17 protein-coding genes are annotated in these 15,943 nt (G+C 74.4%); 10 read left to right on the top strand and 7 right to left on the bottom strand.

Annotation, left to right across the window (positions count from 1 at the left end; genetic code table 11):
• Positions 1-37: 37 nt before the first annotated feature.
• Entirely contained in the window at positions 38-280 is a 243-nt protein-coding gene (locus SOY78_RS09680) for an RNA-binding S4 domain-containing protein (RefSeq protein WP_036317588.1), read from the bottom strand.
• A 141-nt stretch (positions 281-421) separates the two neighbouring features.
• On the opposite strand from SOY78_RS09680, the gene SOY78_RS09675 reads away from it, so the two are divergent.
• Genes SOY78_RS09675 through SOY78_RS09665 form a run of 3 tightly spaced genes read left to right on the top strand, consistent with a single transcriptional unit; the run spans position 422 to position 3,566 of the window.
• Entirely contained in the window at positions 422-1,801 is a 1,380-nt protein-coding gene (locus SOY78_RS09675) for a glycine--tRNA ligase (protein ID WP_324701486.1), read from the top strand.
• Positions 1,798-2,934, top strand: a complete 1,137-nt coding sequence (locus tag SOY78_RS09670; protein ID WP_324701485.1) for a GNAT family N-acetyltransferase — start codon at positions 1,798-1,800, stop codon at positions 2,932-2,934. The genes SOY78_RS09675 and SOY78_RS09670 overlap by 4 nt, the downstream gene beginning before the upstream one ends.
• Positions 2,931-3,566 (top strand): cation transporter, encoded by a 636-nt coding sequence (locus tag SOY78_RS09665; protein WP_324701484.1) that lies wholly within the window; start codon positions 2,931-2,933, stop codon positions 3,564-3,566. The genes SOY78_RS09670 and SOY78_RS09665 overlap by 4 nt, the downstream gene beginning before the upstream one ends.
• 7 nt (positions 3,567-3,573) lie before the next feature.
• Here SOY78_RS09665 and SOY78_RS09660 read toward each other — a convergent pair whose 3' ends face one another.
• Positions 3,574-3,852: a hypothetical protein gene (locus SOY78_RS09660; RefSeq protein WP_324701483.1), complete on the bottom strand. Its 279-nt coding sequence runs from the start codon at positions 3,850-3,852 to the stop codon at positions 3,574-3,576.
• A gap of 879 nt (positions 3,853-4,731) precedes the next feature.
• Entirely contained in the window at positions 4,732-5,754 is a 1,023-nt protein-coding gene (locus SOY78_RS09655) for an LLM class flavin-dependent oxidoreductase (RefSeq protein WP_192593050.1), read from the bottom strand.
• Positions 5,755-5,893: 139 nt separating this feature from the next.
• On the opposite strand from SOY78_RS09655, the gene SOY78_RS09650 reads away from it, so the two are divergent.
• The 3 genes from SOY78_RS09650 to SOY78_RS09640 all read left to right on the top strand — a co-directional run bounded on the left by SOY78_RS09650 (position 5,894) and on the right by SOY78_RS09640 (position 9,139).
• Positions 5,894-6,310: an ankyrin repeat domain-containing protein gene (locus SOY78_RS09650; protein WP_324701482.1), complete on the top strand. Its 417-nt coding sequence runs from the start codon at positions 5,894-5,896 to the stop codon at positions 6,308-6,310.
• A 119-nt stretch (positions 6,311-6,429) separates the two neighbouring features.
• The gene (gene dusB, locus SOY78_RS09645) at positions 6,430-7,740 is read left to right on the top strand and encodes a tRNA dihydrouridine synthase DusB (protein ID WP_324701481.1); all 1,311 of its coding nucleotides are present in this window, start codon (positions 6,430-6,432) and stop codon (positions 7,738-7,740) included.
• A complete protein-coding gene (locus SOY78_RS09640) occupies positions 7,733-9,139 on the top strand; it encodes a deoxyguanosinetriphosphate triphosphohydrolase (RefSeq protein WP_324701480.1) in 1,407 nt (468 codons plus the stop codon). The genes dusB and SOY78_RS09640 overlap by 8 nt, the downstream gene beginning before the upstream one ends.
• 47 nt (positions 9,140-9,186) lie before the next feature.
• On the opposite strand, the gene SOY78_RS09635 is transcribed toward SOY78_RS09640, so the two are convergent.
• Positions 9,187-9,849, bottom strand: coding sequence for a TetR/AcrR family transcriptional regulator (locus SOY78_RS09635; RefSeq protein WP_251650778.1), 663 nt, complete (start codon positions 9,847-9,849; stop codon positions 9,187-9,189).
• Between the two features lie 140 nt (positions 9,850-9,989).
• On the opposite strand from SOY78_RS09635, the gene SOY78_RS09630 reads away from it, so the two are divergent.
• A complete protein-coding gene (locus SOY78_RS09630; protein ID WP_317676315.1) occupies positions 9,990-10,892 on the top strand; it encodes an NAD-dependent epimerase/dehydratase family protein in 903 nt (300 codons plus the stop codon).
• Here the strand turns inward: SOY78_RS09630 and SOY78_RS09625 are convergent.
• Positions 10,885-11,709 carry an SIR2 family NAD-dependent protein deacylase gene (locus SOY78_RS09625; protein WP_317676313.1) on the bottom strand — a complete coding sequence of 275 codons (825 nt, stop codon included), beginning with the start codon at positions 11,707-11,709 and terminating at the stop codon, positions 10,885-10,887. The two genes, SOY78_RS09630 and SOY78_RS09625, sit on opposite strands and share 8 nt — an antisense overlap.
• Before the next feature lie 126 nt (positions 11,710-11,835).
• Between SOY78_RS09625 and SOY78_RS09620 the strand changes: the two genes are divergently transcribed.
• Positions 11,836-12,843: an IS481 family transposase gene (locus SOY78_RS09620; protein WP_324701479.1), complete on the top strand. Its 1,008-nt coding sequence runs from the start codon at positions 11,836-11,838 to the stop codon at positions 12,841-12,843.
• 100 nt (positions 12,844-12,943) lie between these two features.
• Here SOY78_RS09620 and SOY78_RS09615 read toward each other — a convergent pair whose 3' ends face one another.
• Both SOY78_RS09615 and SOY78_RS09610 read right to left on the bottom strand, forming a co-directional pair.
• Positions 12,944-14,101 carry an anthranilate synthase component I family protein gene (locus SOY78_RS09615; RefSeq protein ID WP_324701478.1) on the bottom strand — a complete coding sequence of 386 codons (1,158 nt, stop codon included), beginning with the start codon at positions 14,099-14,101 and terminating at the stop codon, positions 12,944-12,946.
• The gene (locus SOY78_RS09610; RefSeq protein ID WP_324701477.1) at positions 14,098-14,526 is read right to left on the bottom strand and encodes a hypothetical protein; all 429 of its coding nucleotides are present in this window, start codon (positions 14,524-14,526) and stop codon (positions 14,098-14,100) included. Before SOY78_RS09610 ends, SOY78_RS09615 begins: the two co-directional genes overlap by 4 nt.
• A 53-nt stretch (positions 14,527-14,579) precedes the next feature.
• Between SOY78_RS09610 and SOY78_RS09605 the strand changes: the two genes are divergently transcribed.
• Positions 14,580-15,611 carry an arsenic resistance protein gene (locus SOY78_RS09605; protein ID WP_317676311.1) on the top strand — a complete coding sequence of 344 codons (1,032 nt, stop codon included), beginning with the start codon at positions 14,580-14,582 and terminating at the stop codon, positions 15,609-15,611.
• A 63-nt stretch (positions 15,612-15,674) separates the two neighbouring features.
• Positions 15,675-15,923 carry a hypothetical protein gene (locus SOY78_RS09600; protein WP_141844222.1) on the top strand — a complete coding sequence of 83 codons (249 nt, stop codon included), beginning with the start codon at positions 15,675-15,677 and terminating at the stop codon, positions 15,921-15,923.
• The last annotated feature ends 20 nt before the right edge of the window (positions 15,924-15,943 follow it).

The following is a 15,943-nucleotide window of genomic DNA, read 5'->3' as shown; positions in this document are numbered from 1 at the left end:
CGACGACGGCGCCGCGGCCGCCCGACGGGGCGTCGGCTCAGGCCTGCCCGGCCTGGACGACGAACGCCTCGCCGGCGAACTCGACGACGTCCCCGTCGTGCAGCTGGGCGCCGCGGCGCGTCTCCACCGCGCCGTTGACGGTGACGAGCCCGTCGGTGACGACGTCGCGGGCCATGGCCCCGTCCTCCACGAGGGAGGCGAGCTTGAGCGCCTGGCCGAGGCGGATGGACTCGTCACGGATGGGCAGGGGCTGGGCGTCGGGTGCGTTCGTCTCGGTCATGGTGTCCATCATGGCCGGTAGGCTGGACGGGATCGACCGGCGCGCCGCGCCGGAACGGGCCCGCCGCCTCGAAGGCGGCCGGGCGCCGTCGTCGTCGTGATCCCCTCCCGCCCCGCCGATGAGTACGGAAGTGATGCCCCCATGGCTGCCAAGTCCCCGCTGGACAACGTCATCAACCTCGCCAAGCGCCGAGGCTTCGTGTTCCAGGCCGGTGAGATCTACGGCGGTTCGCGCTCCGCGTGGGACTACGGGCCCCTGGGTGTGGAGCTGAAGGAGAACATCAAGGCGGAATGGTGGAAGACCTTCGTGCGCTCCCGTGAGGACATGGTGGGCCTGGACTCCTCCATCATCCTGCCGCGCGCGGTGTGGGAGGCATCCGGCCACGTCGAGACCTTCACCGACCCGCTCGTGGAGTGCACCCAGTGCCACAGGCGCCACCGCCAGGACCACCTGCTCGAGGCGTTCGAGGCCAAGAAGGGCCTGGCCGAGGGCATGGCCGAGATCGTGTGCCCGGACTGCGGAACCCAGGGCGCCTGGACCGAGCCGCAGCTGTTCTCGGGCCTGGTCAAGACCTACCTCGGCCCCGTGGACAACGAGGAGGGGCTGCACTACCTGCGCCCGGAGACGGCGCAGGGCATCTTCGTGAACTTCCTCAACGTGCTGGGCGCGGCCCGGAAGAAGCCGCCGTTCGGCATCGGCCAGATCGGCAAGGCGTTCCGCAACGAGATCACCCCGGGCAACTTCATCTTCCGCACCCGCGAGTTCGAGCAGATGGAGATCGAGTACTTCGTGCCGCCGGCCGAGGCGGGCCAGCACTTCGACCGCTGGGTGGAGGACTGCTGGGACTGGTTCATCGACCTCGGCATCGACCCCGCGCACCTGCGCCGCCTCGACGTGCCCGCGGAGGATCGCGCGCACTACTCGGACGGCACCATCGACCTCGAGTACGACTTCGGCTTCACCGGCGGGGACGGCTGGGGCGAGCTGATGGGCATCGCGAACCGCACCGACTACGACCTGGGCCAGCACACGACGCACTCCGGCACGAAGATGCAGTACTTCGACCAGGCCAACAACGAGCACTACACCCCGTACGTGATCGAGCCGTCCTTCGGCCTGACCCGCGCCATGATGGCGTTCCTCGTGGACGCCTACGCCGAGGACGAGGCCCCGAACGCCAAGGGCGGCGTGGACGTGCGCACCGTGCTCAAGCTGGACCCGCGCCTGGCCCCGGTCAAGGCCGCCGTGCTCCCGCTGTCGAAGAAGCCCGAGCTGCAGCCGGCCACCCAGTCCCTCGCGGCGGAGCTGCGCACCCTCTGGAACATCGAGACGGACGACTCCGGCGCGATCGGCCGTCGCTACCGCCGCCAGGACGAGATCGGCACCCCGTTCTGCATCACCGTGGACTTCGACACCCTCGAGGACCAGGCCGTGACCATCCGCGAGCGGGACACCATGGCCCAGGAGCGCGTGGCGCTGTCCCAGGTGAAGTCCTACCTGCTGGAGCGCCTGGTCAAGTGAGCGGGGACGTGACGGGAGCGGCCGGGGCCGCGGGGCACGACGACGGCGGCGCGCTGTTCGACTCCGCCGCGGTCGCCGGCGGGGAGATCGTGCTGCGTCCCTGGCGGCCCGGGGACGACCTGGCCCTGCTCGAGGTGTGGGGTGACCCGGCCAACGCGCAGCAGCACCAGGACCGGGCGATGCTCGCCGAGGACGCGGAACGGCCCTGGCGCCGCGCGCTCGTGGCCGAGGCCGCCGGCGTGCCGGTGGCGGCCGGCGTCGTCTACGCCTCGTCCGTGCACCCGCGGCGGCTGTGGCTGTACGTCGAGACCGCGGCCGCCGAGCGGCGCCGGGGCATCGGCCGGGCGCTCGTGGCGGCCCTGCGGGGGCTCGCCGCGGAGGCGCACGCCGCCGGCGCCATCCCGACGACGGCCCTGAAGGCCCGGTTCGCCAAGGACGCCCTGGTGCCTGGCGTGGCCGGCGCCGACCCGCAGACCGAGGCCGACGGTGCGACGGGCCGCCCGCCCGTGGACACGGACGCCGTGCAGTCCCAGACCGCCGCGCTGGCCGCCGGCACCGAGGCGTTCCTCGTGGCCGAGGGCTTCACCCCCGTGCAGCGCTCCCGCCGCGTCGCGATCGCCCCGGGGGCCATCGGCCTGCCGGACGTGCGCGGGGAGGAGCACCCGGACGGCGTGGTCCTCGAGGAGGCCTCGACCGGCTCCGTCGAGCTGACGCAGGCGGTCACCGCGTTCTACGACGCCGTGCACGCCTGGGATCCGTCGACCCTCAGCGTCGGGGCCGCCCAGCAGCTGCTGCTGGGTCCGGCCACCGGGGCCGCGGGCGCCGTCGTGCTCCGCGACGCGCCGAAGGCCGAGGGCGGGCGCATCCGCGCGTTCGCGGTGTCCTACACGCCGGAGCGCCAGGACGCGCCGGCCGACGTGCTCGTGGGCTGGGATCCGGAGCTGGGGGAGGAGGACGCGCTGCAGGCCGTGGCCGACCTGCTCGCCCTGCTCGTGGCCCAGTACCCCGTGCAGATCGAGGTGGACGAGGCGATGGCCCCGCTGGAGCGGATCGTGGACGGGCTCATCGGCGGCAACGCGGCGCGGACGCTGGTGGACACGTACGTGTTCGTCGACGACGCGCCGGGCGCGTGAACCGGGCGGCCACAGCGGACCGCCGGCGGGCCCGCACCCTGCGGGGCACGGTCCTGGCGGTGGCCCTGCTCAACGGCGCCTACCTGGTGGTCGAGATCATCCTGGCCCTGGGGATCGGCTCGGTGGCCCTCGTAGCGGACTCCGTCGACTTCTTCGAGGACTTCGCCGTCAACCTGCTGATCTTCGTGGCGCTCGGGTGGACGGCGGCCCGGCAGGCGGTCATCGGCAAGGTCATGGCCGGGATCATCGTGCTGCCGGCCGTGGCGGCGCTCGTCATGGCGGCCACGAAGGTCGGGGACCCTGACCCGCCGGCCGCGGGCGTGCTGTTGGGGGTGGCCGTCGGCTCGATCCTCGTGAACCTCGTGTGCGTGGCCCTGCTGGCCCGCGTCCGCACCGACGGCGGCTCCCTCACCCGGGCGGCGTGGCTCGCGGCGCGCAACGACCTCGTGGCCGGCGCCGTGCTGATCGCCCTGTCCGGGATCACGGTCCTGACGGCGTCGGGCTGGGCGGACATCATCGTGGGCGTGCTGCTCGTGCTGCTCAACGGCTCCGCCGCCAAGGAGATCTGGGAGGCCGCGACCGAGGAGCACCTGGCGGCCCAGGCCCTCGCCGGCGAGGTCGACGACAACTGAGCGGTTCCTACGGGGCGACGGGCAGCCGGGCGGCGAGCACCGTCCCGACGGCGGCCAGGCCCAGGAACACCGTCAGCGCCGGTGCCAGACCGACGGCGCCGGCCAGTGCCCCGACCGCCGGGCTGAGCCCGACCCCGGCCAGCCGCATGCACCAGCTCGTCACCGCCAGCCCGGTCTGCGGCTTGAGCCCGGGCGCCTCGTCGCCGAGCGCATAGGCCACGGGCACCACCACGGCGCAGCCCAGCCCCGCCAGCGCCAGCCCCGCGAACGCGGCAGGCACGGCCACCGGCCCCGGCAGCGGCCAGGGCCAGTCCCAGCCCCACGACGACGGCGCCCAGCCCCGCCGTCAGCGCCCCGCGGCGTCCCAGGGCGGCGAGGGTGCGGTCGCCTGCGAGGCGGCCGACGAACTGTGCGCCGAGCAGGGTCGACGCGCCGAGCACCGCCGCGGCGGGGTCCAGGCCGCGCTCGGTGATCAGGAACAGGGTGGCCCACGCGTTGCCGAACTCCTCCACGCCGAAGCCGGCCATCCCGATCACCACGGCGGGGACGAGCGCGGCCACGGCGGCGCGGCGGGGGAGGGCTCGGGTGGCCGGGGCGGGCGGTGCGGGCGTCTCCGACGGCGCGGGTGACTGATCCGCGGCGTCGCGGGCGGAGACCGAGTCCGCGGGAGCCTCCGCCAGGAACAGGCGCCGGACCCCCAGCAGCACCGCGACGCACACGGCGCCGTTGAGCCCCAGGTGCAGGGCCGCGGGGCCGCCCACGGTGATGACCGCTGCACCGAGCCCGGCACCGGCGGCCGCTCCGAGGCTCCAGCCGGCGTGCATGGTCGTGAGCACGGGCCGGGCCAGCCGGGCCTGCACCTGCAGGCCCTGCGCGTTCTGGGCGGTGTCCACGCTGCCGGCGAGCATGACGCGGCGGGCGCCGAACCGGCGCAGGATCGGGGCGGGCAGGGGCCCGGCGAGCGTGCCGCCCACGGCGAGCGCGATGACGAGCAGGCCGAACGCGGCCGGGTCCAGGCCGAACGCGGCCTTGGCCTCCGGGTAGTGCGGGATGAGCGCGCCGAGCAGGGCGCCGTTCGTCGCGAAGGCGGCGGTGACGGCCCAGCGCGCGCGACGGGCTCGGGCGACGCCGTCGTCGGCGGTCGGGAGGTGCGGCGGGGCCTCGCTCATGCATCCCAGCCGAGCAGGCGCCAGACCTCCGCCCAGCCGGCGAAGATCTTCGCGTTGTACTCGACCCCGAGCTGGTTGGGGTTGGCGAACAGGACCCAGTCGGCGGCGGCGACGGCGTCGTCGGCGGCGAGCTTCTCCGCGACCTCCTCGGCGGACCCGGCATAGGTCGGGCCGGAGCGGGCGGCGCCGCCCTCGAGCATGCCGGAGGAGTCGCGCGAGGCCCGCTCCCGGCCGAAGTACAGCTCGTCCTCCCGGTCCTGGATGACGAACGCGGAGCGCGTGACCGCCGTGCGGCCCGGACCGGCGTGGCCGGCCGCGGCGAAGGCCTCCCGGTAGCGGGCGATCTGGTCGGCCTGCTGCACGTGGAAGGGGCGGCCGTCGTCCTGGAGCAGGAGCGTGGAGGAGAGCATGTTGTAGCCGTCCGCGGCGGCGCCGGCCACCGAGCCCACGGAGCCCGACCCCCACCAGATGCGGTCTGCGAGCCCGGGGGAGTGCGGCTCGATCCGCAGCGGCTGCGAGCTGTGCGCCCAGCCGGAGGTGAGGTCCGGCGTCGCGATGCCCTCGCCGCGCACGGCCGAGAGGAACCGGCGTCCGCGCTCGCGGGTCACGTCGGCCCAGGTCTGCCCCTCGGCGAGGGCGTAGCCGAACTGCGCCTGGCCGTCGAGGGCGGCCTCGGGTGAGCCGCGGGAGACGCCGAGCTCGAGCCGGCCGCCGGAGATGAGGTCCGTGGTGGCGGCGGCCTCGGCCATGTACAGGGGGTTCTCGTAGCGCAGGTCGATCACGCCGGTGCCGAGGCTGATCCGCTCGGTGCGAGCGGCCATCGCGGCGAGGATCGGGAACGGCGAGGAGAACATCCGCTGGAAGTGGTGGACGCGGAGCCAGGCGCCGTCGAGTCCGGCGTCCTCGGCGGCCACGGCCATGGCGACGACGTCGTCGAGGGCCTGCCGCGCGTCCGGGGCGGTGCCGGGCCGGTGGATCCAGTGGCCGAAGTTGAGGAAGCCGAGGTGCTTGCGGGTCATGCCGGGTGCAACCGCGGGGCGGGCGGGGCTGTTCCCGGTGCTCGTCTGACCGCCGGCCGGCGACATCACCTGCGGGCAGACCCGCGGAGATGTCGCTGCGGAGCGGTCGATCGCCGCGGCGTCCGCCATACTGGCGGGCATGAGCGAGCAGTGGAGCGAGAAGGACATCGAGCTGGCGAACCGGCTCTTCGACATGGCGCGGGACGGGGACACGGCCCAGCTGAAGGCATACCTGGGCGCCGGGGTGAGCACGCGCCTGCGCAACCACGCGGGCGACTCCTTCCTCACCCTCGCCGCCTACCACGAGCACCCGGACACCGTGGCGATGCTGATCGAGGCCGGCGCCGAGATCGAGCACGCCAACGATCGCGGCCAGCGCGCCCTGACCTGCGCCACGTTCAAGCGGGATGTCGCCTCGATGCAGCATCTGCTCGCGGCCGGTGCGGACCCGGACGCGGGCACCCCCTCGGCGCGGCAGACGGCTCAGATGTTCGCCGGTGCTGACCTGCTGGCGGTGCTCGACGGTGAGGACGCGGCGCCGTCGTCGGAGGCCTGACCCGCCGCCAGGATCGTCTGCCCGTCCCGGCGGGGCGCCTCGGCGGTCGCCTCCCAGCGGGCCTCGTCGTGGGGCACGGCGACGCGGGTGCCGGGTGGAATGGAAGAATGGGATCCGACATGACTTCTTCCCACACCCTTCCCGCCGCGGCGGTGACCGACGCCGACCACGTCGCCGACCTCCACGCCGCGCACTACGCCAAGTCCGCCGGCGCGGGTCGACGCATCACCGACGACGATCAGCTCCACGAGGCCCGCCACCCCGCCCCGACGACGGACCGCCTGGCCCTGCCCCCGCTGCGGCTGGGGCCGCTGACCATCGACGTCCCCGTGGTGCTCGCCCCGATGGCCGGCATCACCAACACGGCGTTCCGCCGCCTGTGCCGCGAGTACGGTGGCGGCCTCTACGTCAACGAGATGGTCACGGCACGCGCCCTCGTGGAGCGCAAGCCCGAGTCGATGCGGATCATCCAGCACGATCCGGACGAGGTGCCCCGCTCCGTGCAGCTCTACTCGGTGGACCCGGTCACCACCGGCGCGGCGGTGCGCATGCTGGTCGAAGAGGACCGCGCCGACCACATCGACATGAACTTCGGCTGCCCCGTGCCCAAGGTGACCCGCCGCGGCGGCGGCTCGGCCCTGCCGTGGAAGTCGGAGCTGTTCGCCTCGATCGTCAAGGCGGCCGTCACCGAGGCCGCGAAGAAGGACATCCCGGTGACCGTGAAGATGCGCCGCGGCATCGACGAGGACCACCTGACCTTCCTCGACGCCGGCCGCACGGCCCGCGACCTCGGCGTCGCCGCCGTCGCCCTCCACGGCCGCACCACCCGCCAGTTCTACTCGGGGACCGCCGTGTGGGACGACATCGCCCGGCTGCGCGAGGCCCTGCCGGACATCCCCGTGCTCGGCAACGGCGACATCTGGTCCGCGGAGGACGCCATCGCGATGGTCGAGCAGACCGGCGTGGACGGCGTCGTGATCGGCCGCGGCTGCCAGGGAAGGCCCTGGCTGTTCGGGGATCTGCAGGCCGCGTTCGAGGGCCGCCAGGACCGGTTCCACCCGACCCTGGGCATGGTCGCGGACACGCTGTACCGCCACGCCGAGCTGCTCGTGGACACCTTCGGCGGCGACGAGCTCAAGGCGCTGCGGGACATCCGCAAGCACGTGGCCTGGTACTTCAAGGGCTACCCCGTGGGCTCGGAGATCCGCACCGCCCTGGCGACCGTCCCGGACCTGGCCACGCTGCGCGAGATCCTCGCCCGCGTGGACCGGGACCAGCCCTACCCGGGCGAGGCCGCCGAGGGCCCGCGCGGCCGGGCCGGCGCCCCCAAGCGCCCGCACCTGCCGGACGGCTGGCTCGACTCCCGCGAGCTCAACGCCGAGCAGCAGGCCATGATCCAGGCCGCCGAGCTGGACGTCTCCGGTGGCTGAGCCCACGACGCCGGAGCCCGCCGCCGGAGCGCCCGCCGCGCCGTCGTCGCCCTGGACCGGCGCCGCCCACCAGCCGGTGCTGTTCGGCCCCGAGGGCCGGCCCCCGTATGCCGGCCGCGCTGTGCAGACCCCCGGCTACACGCCGTGGGACCGGGAGCGGTGGCTGCCCGAGCCGCCCAAGTCCTCCTACCGTTCGGACTTCGAGCGGGACCGTGCCCGCGTGCTGCACTCCGCGGGCCTGCGCCGGCTGGGGGCCAAGACCCAGGTGGTCGCCCCGGACGCGGACGACTTCGCCCGCACCCGCCTGACGCACTCGCTCGAGGTGGCCCAGGTGGGGCGTGAGCTCGGCCGGTCGCTGGGCTGCGACCCCGACCTCGTGGACACCGTCTGCCTGTCCCACGACCTCGGCCACCCGCCCTTCGGGCACAACGGGGAGAAGGCGCTCGACGCGCTCAGCGAGGACGTCGGCGGCTTCGAGGGCAACGCCCAGACCCTGCGGCTGCTGGCCCGCCTCGAACAGAAGAAGCTCTTCGCGGACGGCTCCTCCGCGGGCCTGAACCTCACGCGCGCCGCCCTCGACGCCGCGTGCAAGTATCCGTGGACCTGTGAGGACGCCCCGCTGCGCCCGGACGGCACCCGTTCGCGCAAGTTCGGCGTCTACGAGGACAACCTGCCCGTGTTCCGCTGGTTCCGCGCCGGGGTGCCCGGCACGCGCACGTCCATGGAGGCCCAGGTCATGGACCTCGCGGACGACATCTCCTACTCCGTGCACGACGTCGAGGACGGCGTGGTCAACGCCGTGTTCCAGCTCAAGTGGCTGGCCATCCCGGAGCACCGGGAGCGCGTCGTGGAGACCACCCGCCAGTGGTACCTGCCGCACACGGACCCGGCCGAGGTCGACGCGGCCCTGGCCCGCCTCGAGGCCACCGACGTGTGGGTCTCCGAGATGGACGGCTCCCGGCGGGCGCTCGCGGCGATGAAGGACATGACGAGCCAGCTGATCGGCCGGTTCTGCACCGCCGCCTTCGACGCCACGCGCCAGGTGTTCGGCAACGATCCGCTCACCCGCCACGGCGCCGACGTCGTGGTGCCCGAGGAGACGGAGACCGAGATCGCCGTGATGAAGGGCATCGCGGCGGCCTACGTGATGACCGCGGAGCAGCGTCAGCCGCTCTACGCGCGGCAGCGCGAGGTGCTCGCGGAGCTCGTGGCGCTGCTGGAGGCCACGGGGGACCGGTACCTCGAGCCGATGTTCGCGTTCGACTGGGCGCAGGCCCCCGACGACGCCGCCCGGCGCCGCGTGGTGATCGACCAGATCGCCTCGCTCACCGATTCGACCGCCGTCGAGTGGCATCACACCCTGGTGCAGGGCGCGGAGTTCCGGCGCGTCTGGCTCTGAGCGCCTGGGCTGGAACGCGCAGCCGACGGGCTGCGGCCCGGTGACGATCAGTCCAGGTGGATCTCAAGGGCCGCCTCCAGCAGCGCGGCGCCGTCGTCGGGGGACAGCGGCCCGAAGTGGCCGAAGACCTCGGCGCTGACCGCACCGAGCAGAGCCGTCCAGGCACGGGTGGCCGCGGTGACCTGAGGCGCCGTGGCCTCCACCTGAAGCTCCTCGACGGCCTGCGCCACGAACGGCGGACTGAGCCGGGCGGCGTCGTCGTCCTCGGTGCCGGGGGTTCGGAAGGCGCCGTCGGCGGCGGCCTGCAGACCGTGCCGGGTCAACCGCAGCCCGGGGCCTGAGGTGCGTTCGGCCGGGGCGTGGTAGCCGGGAACCGGTGAGCCGTAGATCAGCGCCCACTGCGCCGGGTGGGCCAGCGCCCAGGTGCGCATGGCGTGGGCGAGCGTCCGCATCCGGGTCCGCGGCTCGGTGATGCCCGCGATGTCCTGTTCCACCGCATCGGCCAGGGAGGAGAAGGCGTCCTCCAGCAGCCGGGTGAGCAGCTCGTCGCGGCTGGCCACGTACCGGTAGACGCCGGAGGGCACCACCCCGAGTTCGCGGGCGACCTCGCGAAGGGACAGTCCGGCGGCGCCGTGCTCGGCCAGCTGCCGCCGCCCGACAGCGAGCACCAGCTCGTCCATCTCGGCACGGGTGCGGCGGGGGCGGGGCATGGATCCATCATGGCATCCGCTCGCAGAGGCTCCGGCGTGGGGTGCGGAGGCGATAGAGTGAGCACCGCTCACTCACTGGTGAGCGGCGCTCACTTCCGGCTCGTGGGGTGCGCGTCTTCGCCGTCGTCCCGGGAGTCCCCATGCATGCCGCCGTCTTCGGTGCCGGTCAGATCAGCTCCGCCCTCGTCCCCCTGTTGCTCTCCGCTGGCCACTCCGTCAGCATCGTCCGCCGCCGCGCCTGGACGGACGAGGACGCCGCACGGCTGTCTCCGGCCGGTAAGCGCGGCGCGCTCACCCTGCTCACCGGCGACGTCGGCGACCCGGCTCTGCTGCGGCAGGCATTGGACGGTGCCGACGTGGTCTTCCACCTGATCCATGCCGCCTACTCCACCGAGGTGTGGCGCCGCGAGCTTCCGCCGCGGGAGCGGGCCGTCATGGACGCGGCCGCCGAGCGTGAGATCCCCGTCGTGTTCCCGGAGTCCGTCTACGCCTGGGGGCATCAGGCCGAGGACCTCCATGAGGGCCGAGCGGTCAGCCCGTGCTCTCCGCTGGGTCAGGTGCGCGCCGAGCTGCTGGCCGCGCGTCGAGAGCACCCGGCCCGGACCCTGTCCGTGGTCGCTTCCGACTTCATCGGGCCCACCGCGGCCGCCACCAGCGTGCAGGCCCTTGTCCTGGATCGCGCCGCCGCCGGCCGGCGTGCGGTGGTGTTCGGCGACCCGGACCAGCCGCACGCGCTGACACGGCTGCCGGACCTGGCCGCCGCCCTGCTGCGCTGCGCGGAGCACGCCGAGGACCTGGCCCCGTCCGGGGACGCGGTGCTGCACGCCCCGACGCCGCCGGCGCGCAGCCTGCGCGCCGAGGCCCACCAGGCGGCGACGACGGCCGGTGTGCCGCTGCGGGGGATGCTCGCCGTGCCCGGCCCCCTGCTGCGGGGCGCGGGACGGTTCTCCGTGACGGCGCGGGAGCTGCACCGGCAGCGCTACCTGTGGACGCGGCCCTGTGTGCTGCGGCCCGGCGTGCTCGGGCAGGCCCCGATCAGCTGAGCAGCGCGGGCAGGATCACCCCTGCCGGGCCGGCCAGGCGGTGGGTCACCGCGAGGGACAGCTCCGTGAGGTCCGGGTTGATCTCCACGACGGGCGCCCCGGCCCCCAGCGCGACGAACGGCAGGGTGGCGGCCGGCTGGACGATGCCCGAGGTGCCGACGACGACGCACAGGTCGCAGTCCTCGAGCGCGGCGAAAGCCCGGTCCCAGGGCTCGGCCGGCAGCATCTCCCCGAACCACACGATCCCCGGGCGGATCAGCCCGTCCCCGCACACGGTGCAGGCCGGCGGTGCCTCGTGGAGCATCGCCTCGAGGTCGGCCTCGGAGCCGGCCGTCTCCTCGTCCGCGGGCGCGCCCGGGTCGACGTCGGCGGGGGCCCCGCAGTCGGCGCAGCGGTGCTCGAACAGGGACCCGTGCAGATGGGCGAGCACCCGGGCGCCGGCCCGCTCGTGCAGATCGTCCACGTTCTGGGTGACCACCTCCAGGCCGGGCGTGCGCCGCTGCCAGGCGGCGACGGCGTCGTGCCCGGGATTCGGCCGACGGGCCCGCACCATCCGGGCCCGCCACCGGTACCAGGACCACACGAGCGCGGGATCCGCGAGGAACGCCTCCTCCGTGGCGAGCTCCTCCGCGGAGAACCGCTCCCACAGGCCGGTCTGGGCGTCGCGGAACGTGGGGATGCCGGACTCGGCGCTCATCCCCGCCCCGGAGAGCACCACGGGACGCTCGGCGGCGGCCACGAGCGCGCGGACGGCGTCCACCGCGGCGGGGTCGAGGTCGGGGGCGGAGGCGGCGAGGACGGGGTGCGGATCGGCCATGTCCCCAGCCTAGGTGTTGTGGGTCATGAGGTTCTTGACATCCGTACCGGGCTGAGATGAGACGAGTGGGCCTCTCCCGCAGGATGGAAGTTCCTCAACAACCCACCTGCCAGAAGAGACCCACTCATGACTCACGCTAACGCACCCCTGACTCCCACCGGCCGTCTCAGGATGGTCCACCGCCACCTGCACGACGGGATCCCGCAGGCGCACGTGGCCGCCGAGTTCCGGGTGAGCCGGCCCACGGTGGCCACCTGGGTGGCCCGCTACCGCGCCGAGGGCGAGGCCGGGCTGCTCGACCGGCCCAGCCGTCCGCGCCGTTCACCTGCCCAGCTCGACCCCGAGGTGGTGGCCCAGATCCAGACCCTGCGTCGCAGGGAGAAGTGGTCAGCCCGCCGCATCCATCACCACCTCGTCTCTGAAGGCCACCAGCTGTGCCTGCGCACTGTGGGCAGGTGGCTGCACCGACTGGGCATCTCCCGGTTGCCAGACCTCGCGCCCACGGGTGAGGACCTGCGCCAACGACCCCAGAAGATCACCGCCCGCGGCCCGGGGCACATGGTGCACCTGGACGTGAAGAAGATCGGGAAGATCCCTGACGGGGGCGGCTGGCGTGCTCACGGACGTGAAAGTGAAGCAGGCCGTGCTTCCAAGCGTGGTGCCGGCCGGCGGGTCGGGTACACCTATCTGCACTCGGCGATCGACGGGTTCACCCGCCTGGCGTACACCGAGGCGTTGGAGGACGAGCGGGCGGCCACGACCGTGAGCTTCTACTGCCGGGCGAGGGCGTTCTTCGCCGCCCACGGCATCACCGTGGACCGGGTGATCACGGACAACGGAAACAACTACCGGGCTGCGGACTTCACCGCCAAGGTGGTCTCGCTCGGGGGCCGGCACCACCGGATCCGCCCCTACACCCCGCGCCATAACGGGAAGGTCGAACGCTACAACCGGCTGATGGTCGATGAGGTCCTCTACGCCCGCCCGTATACCTCAGAGACAGCTCGGCGTGAGGCGCTGGCCGTGTGGGTGAACCACTACAACTACCATCGGCCTCATACCTCCTGCGGGGACGCCCCTCCGGCCTCGTTGGCACCGGCCCGAGTCAACAACGTCATGCCCTCCTACACCTAGGCAGGCGGCACGGGTGGGCGCCCCCCTTCGTTTGGGGGCGGTTTGCGGCGTTATTCCGTCGGAATACCGCCGAATATCGCCCCCGAACCCGTGAGTGGGGTCAGGTGAGGTCGGGCGACGTCGTCGGCAGGCCCGTGCCGGCGGCGCGGGCGAGGGCCCGGCGCAGGCCGCGGGCCTTGAGGAGGACCTCGTCGTGCTCGGCGGCCGGGTCCGAGTCCGCGACGATCGCCCCGCCGGCCCCCACGGACCAGCGGCCCCCGGCGAGCACGGCCGTGCGGATCACGACGGACAGCGACGTCGTCCCGTCCGCGCTCAGCATCCCCAGCGCCCCGGAGTAGACCCCGCGCGGGGAGGCCTCCCACGCGGCCAGCAGCTCGACGCTGCGTCGCTTCGGCGCGCCCGTCATCGACCCGCCCGGGAACAGCGACCGCACCACGTCCACGGGTTCGACGCCGGCCCGTGCGGTGCCCGTGACGGTGGAGACGAGCTGGTGGACGCTCGCGTAGCTCTCCACCGCCATGAGGGAGGGCACCTGCACGGAGCCGGGCTCGCACACGCGGGAGAGGTTGTTGCGCAGCAGGTCCACGATCATGAGGTTCTCGGCGCGCGTCTTGGGGTCGGCGGCGAGCGCGCGGGCGGCCTCGGCGTCCCCGGCCGGGTCGGCCAGCCGGGCGGCCGTGCCCTTGATCGGCTTGGTGCTGTACCGGCCCTCGCGCCCGGAGAGGAAGCGCTCGGGGGAGGCGGAGACCACGGCCCACCGGCGGGAGCCCGTGCCGTGCTCCAGCAGCGCCGCATACGGGGCCGGCTGGTGCGCGGCGAGCTCGTGGAAGAGGACCAGCGGGTCCACGCGCAGCCCGGGATCGGCGTCGAAGCGGGTGGTCAGGCACAGCTCGTAGGAGTCGCCGGCGTGCAGCGCGGCGCGGCAGCGGGCGATCTGCTCGGCGTACGCCGCCCGGTCCTCGCGCCACGTGCCAGGCGCCTCCTCATCGGCCCGTGGTCCCGGGACGGCGTCCTGCGGCGGGGGTACGACGGCGTCGCCCGCCGCCGTCTCGAGAGCGCGGCGGGCCGCGGCGAGGGCGCGGCGCACGTCCGCCGCCCAGCGGTCGGCCCCGGCCTCCGCGGTGGTCGGATCGAGGGAGACGACGCAGCAGTGCAGCACCCCGGCCGCGTGGTCGGCCACGACGTAGCGGGACGGGCGCACCCAGAACTGCGCGGGCAGGGGCGCGGGGTCCTCGGCTCGACGTGAGGGCGGTGTCACCCCCAGATCCGCCAGGCCGAGCTCGTAGCCGAGCCAGCCGACCAGGCCGCCGCGCAGGGGGAGGCCCTCGCCGCCGACCACCGGCCGGGGCGCGGCCGCAGCCGCGAGGTCCGCCCACGCGCGGTCTGGATCGGCGGGGTTGTCGTGCCGGACCAGCCGCGGGCCGGGGAGGGCGCACGGCCCTGCTCCTCGCCGAGCACATCCAGCCCGTCGCCTGCCACGGACCAGCGTGCCTCGGCCGGGTCCGGCAGGGCGGAGTCCAGCCAGAACGACGCGGCCCCGCGCACGACGGCGTGCGCATAGACCGCGGCCACGGCGGTCGCCGCCGTGTGCCCGGCCGCGGCGAGCGCCGCGGCGTCGAGCGTGCGGACGGCGACGTGCAGGGGAGTGGAGGCGTCCTGGGGCGGGGCGGGCGCGGTGGGCATGGCCCCCAGCGTAGGGGTCAGCCCCCGTCCGGATCGCTCCGTACGCTGGCGGCATGCCGTCCTCCCCGCCCCGCCGCGCCCTGGTCGCCGCGCTCGAACGCCACCAGGTGGCGCTGTACCTCGCGGGGATCGCCGCGGGCGCCGTCGTCGGGTGGGCCGTGCCCGGGGCCGACGCGTGGGCGGTGCTCGTCGAGCCGGTCCTCGCGCTGCTCCTGCTGGCGACGTTCCTGGCGGTGCCGTTCGCCGCGCTGGGCGCGGGCCTGCGGGACGGCAGGTTCCTGGTGTCACTGCTGGTCCTGAACTTCGTGGTGGTGCCGGCGGTGGTGTTCGGGCTGAGCCGGTTCGTGGCCCACGACGACGCGCTGCTCGTGGGCGTGCTCCTCGTGCTGCTGGCCCCGTGCGTGGACTACGTCATCGCGTTCACCGCGCTCGCGGGCGGGGCGGCCGAGCGGCTGCTGGCGGCGGCCCCGCTGCTCATGCTCGTCCAGCTGGTCGTGCTGCCCGTGCTGCTGCGCGTCGTCGCCGGCGAGGCGGCGGTGGCCGCGGTCGACGTCGGGCCCTTCGTCCGTGCGCTGGTCATGCTGATCCTGGTGCCGCTGGCCGTGGCCGCCCTCGTGCAGCGCACGGCGCGGCGGGGTGCGCCCGGACCCCGGCGGGCGGCCCGTGCGGTCGAGGAGGGGATGGCGGCGGCGATGGTCCCGCTCATGGTTGTCACGCTGTTCACGGTGGTCGCCTCCCAGATCCGCGGGGTGGGGGAGCGGCTGCCCGCGCTGGCCGCCGTCGTGCCCCTGTTCGCGGCGTTCGCCGCCGTGATGGTGGCCCTCGGCGTGGTGGCTGCGCGGTGGGCGCGTCTCGACGTGCCCGCAGGTCGGGCGCTCGTGTTCTCGGGCGTGACGCGGAACTCCCTGGTCGTGCTGCCGCTGGCGCTGTCCCTGCCGCCGAGCCTGGACCCGGCCCCGCTCGTGGTGGTGACGCAGACGCTCGTGGAGCTCGGGGCGATGGTGAGCCTCGTCCGGCTGGGGCCTCGGCTGCTGCCGCTGCACGGGCAGTCCGCGGGGGCGGGCGCGCGGCGAACCGTGACCTGACCCCCCCAGAACGTTGCCTTTCCGTGACCGGAATCACGGTCCCGGGTGGCTATCGTGGGCGACATGAGCCCTTCATTCGTGTCCTCGGCCCGCCGCCGTCGCCACGGCGGCCTGGCCTCGGCCGCGCTGTTCCATCCGCTGGTCGAGGCGGCCACCGGCGCGCTGCCCGTCATCGACCCCGCCACCGGGCGCCCCGCGTCCGAGGGAGCGGGCGCGGCGCGGACCGAAGCGCCCCGCGCGGCGGGGACCGGTCCTGCACAGGCCGCAGCGGATGCCGAGCCGTCCACGGAGGCCGGTTCCGCTCGGGGCTGACCGCCCCGCCCCGTCCCTAG

The organism is Micrococcus sp. HOU01, from assembly GCF_035609305.1.
Lineage (GTDB): Bacteria > Actinomycetota > Actinomycetes > Actinomycetales > Micrococcaceae > Micrococcus > Micrococcus luteus.
This window is presented reverse-complemented; position numbering and strand designations above follow the sequence as displayed.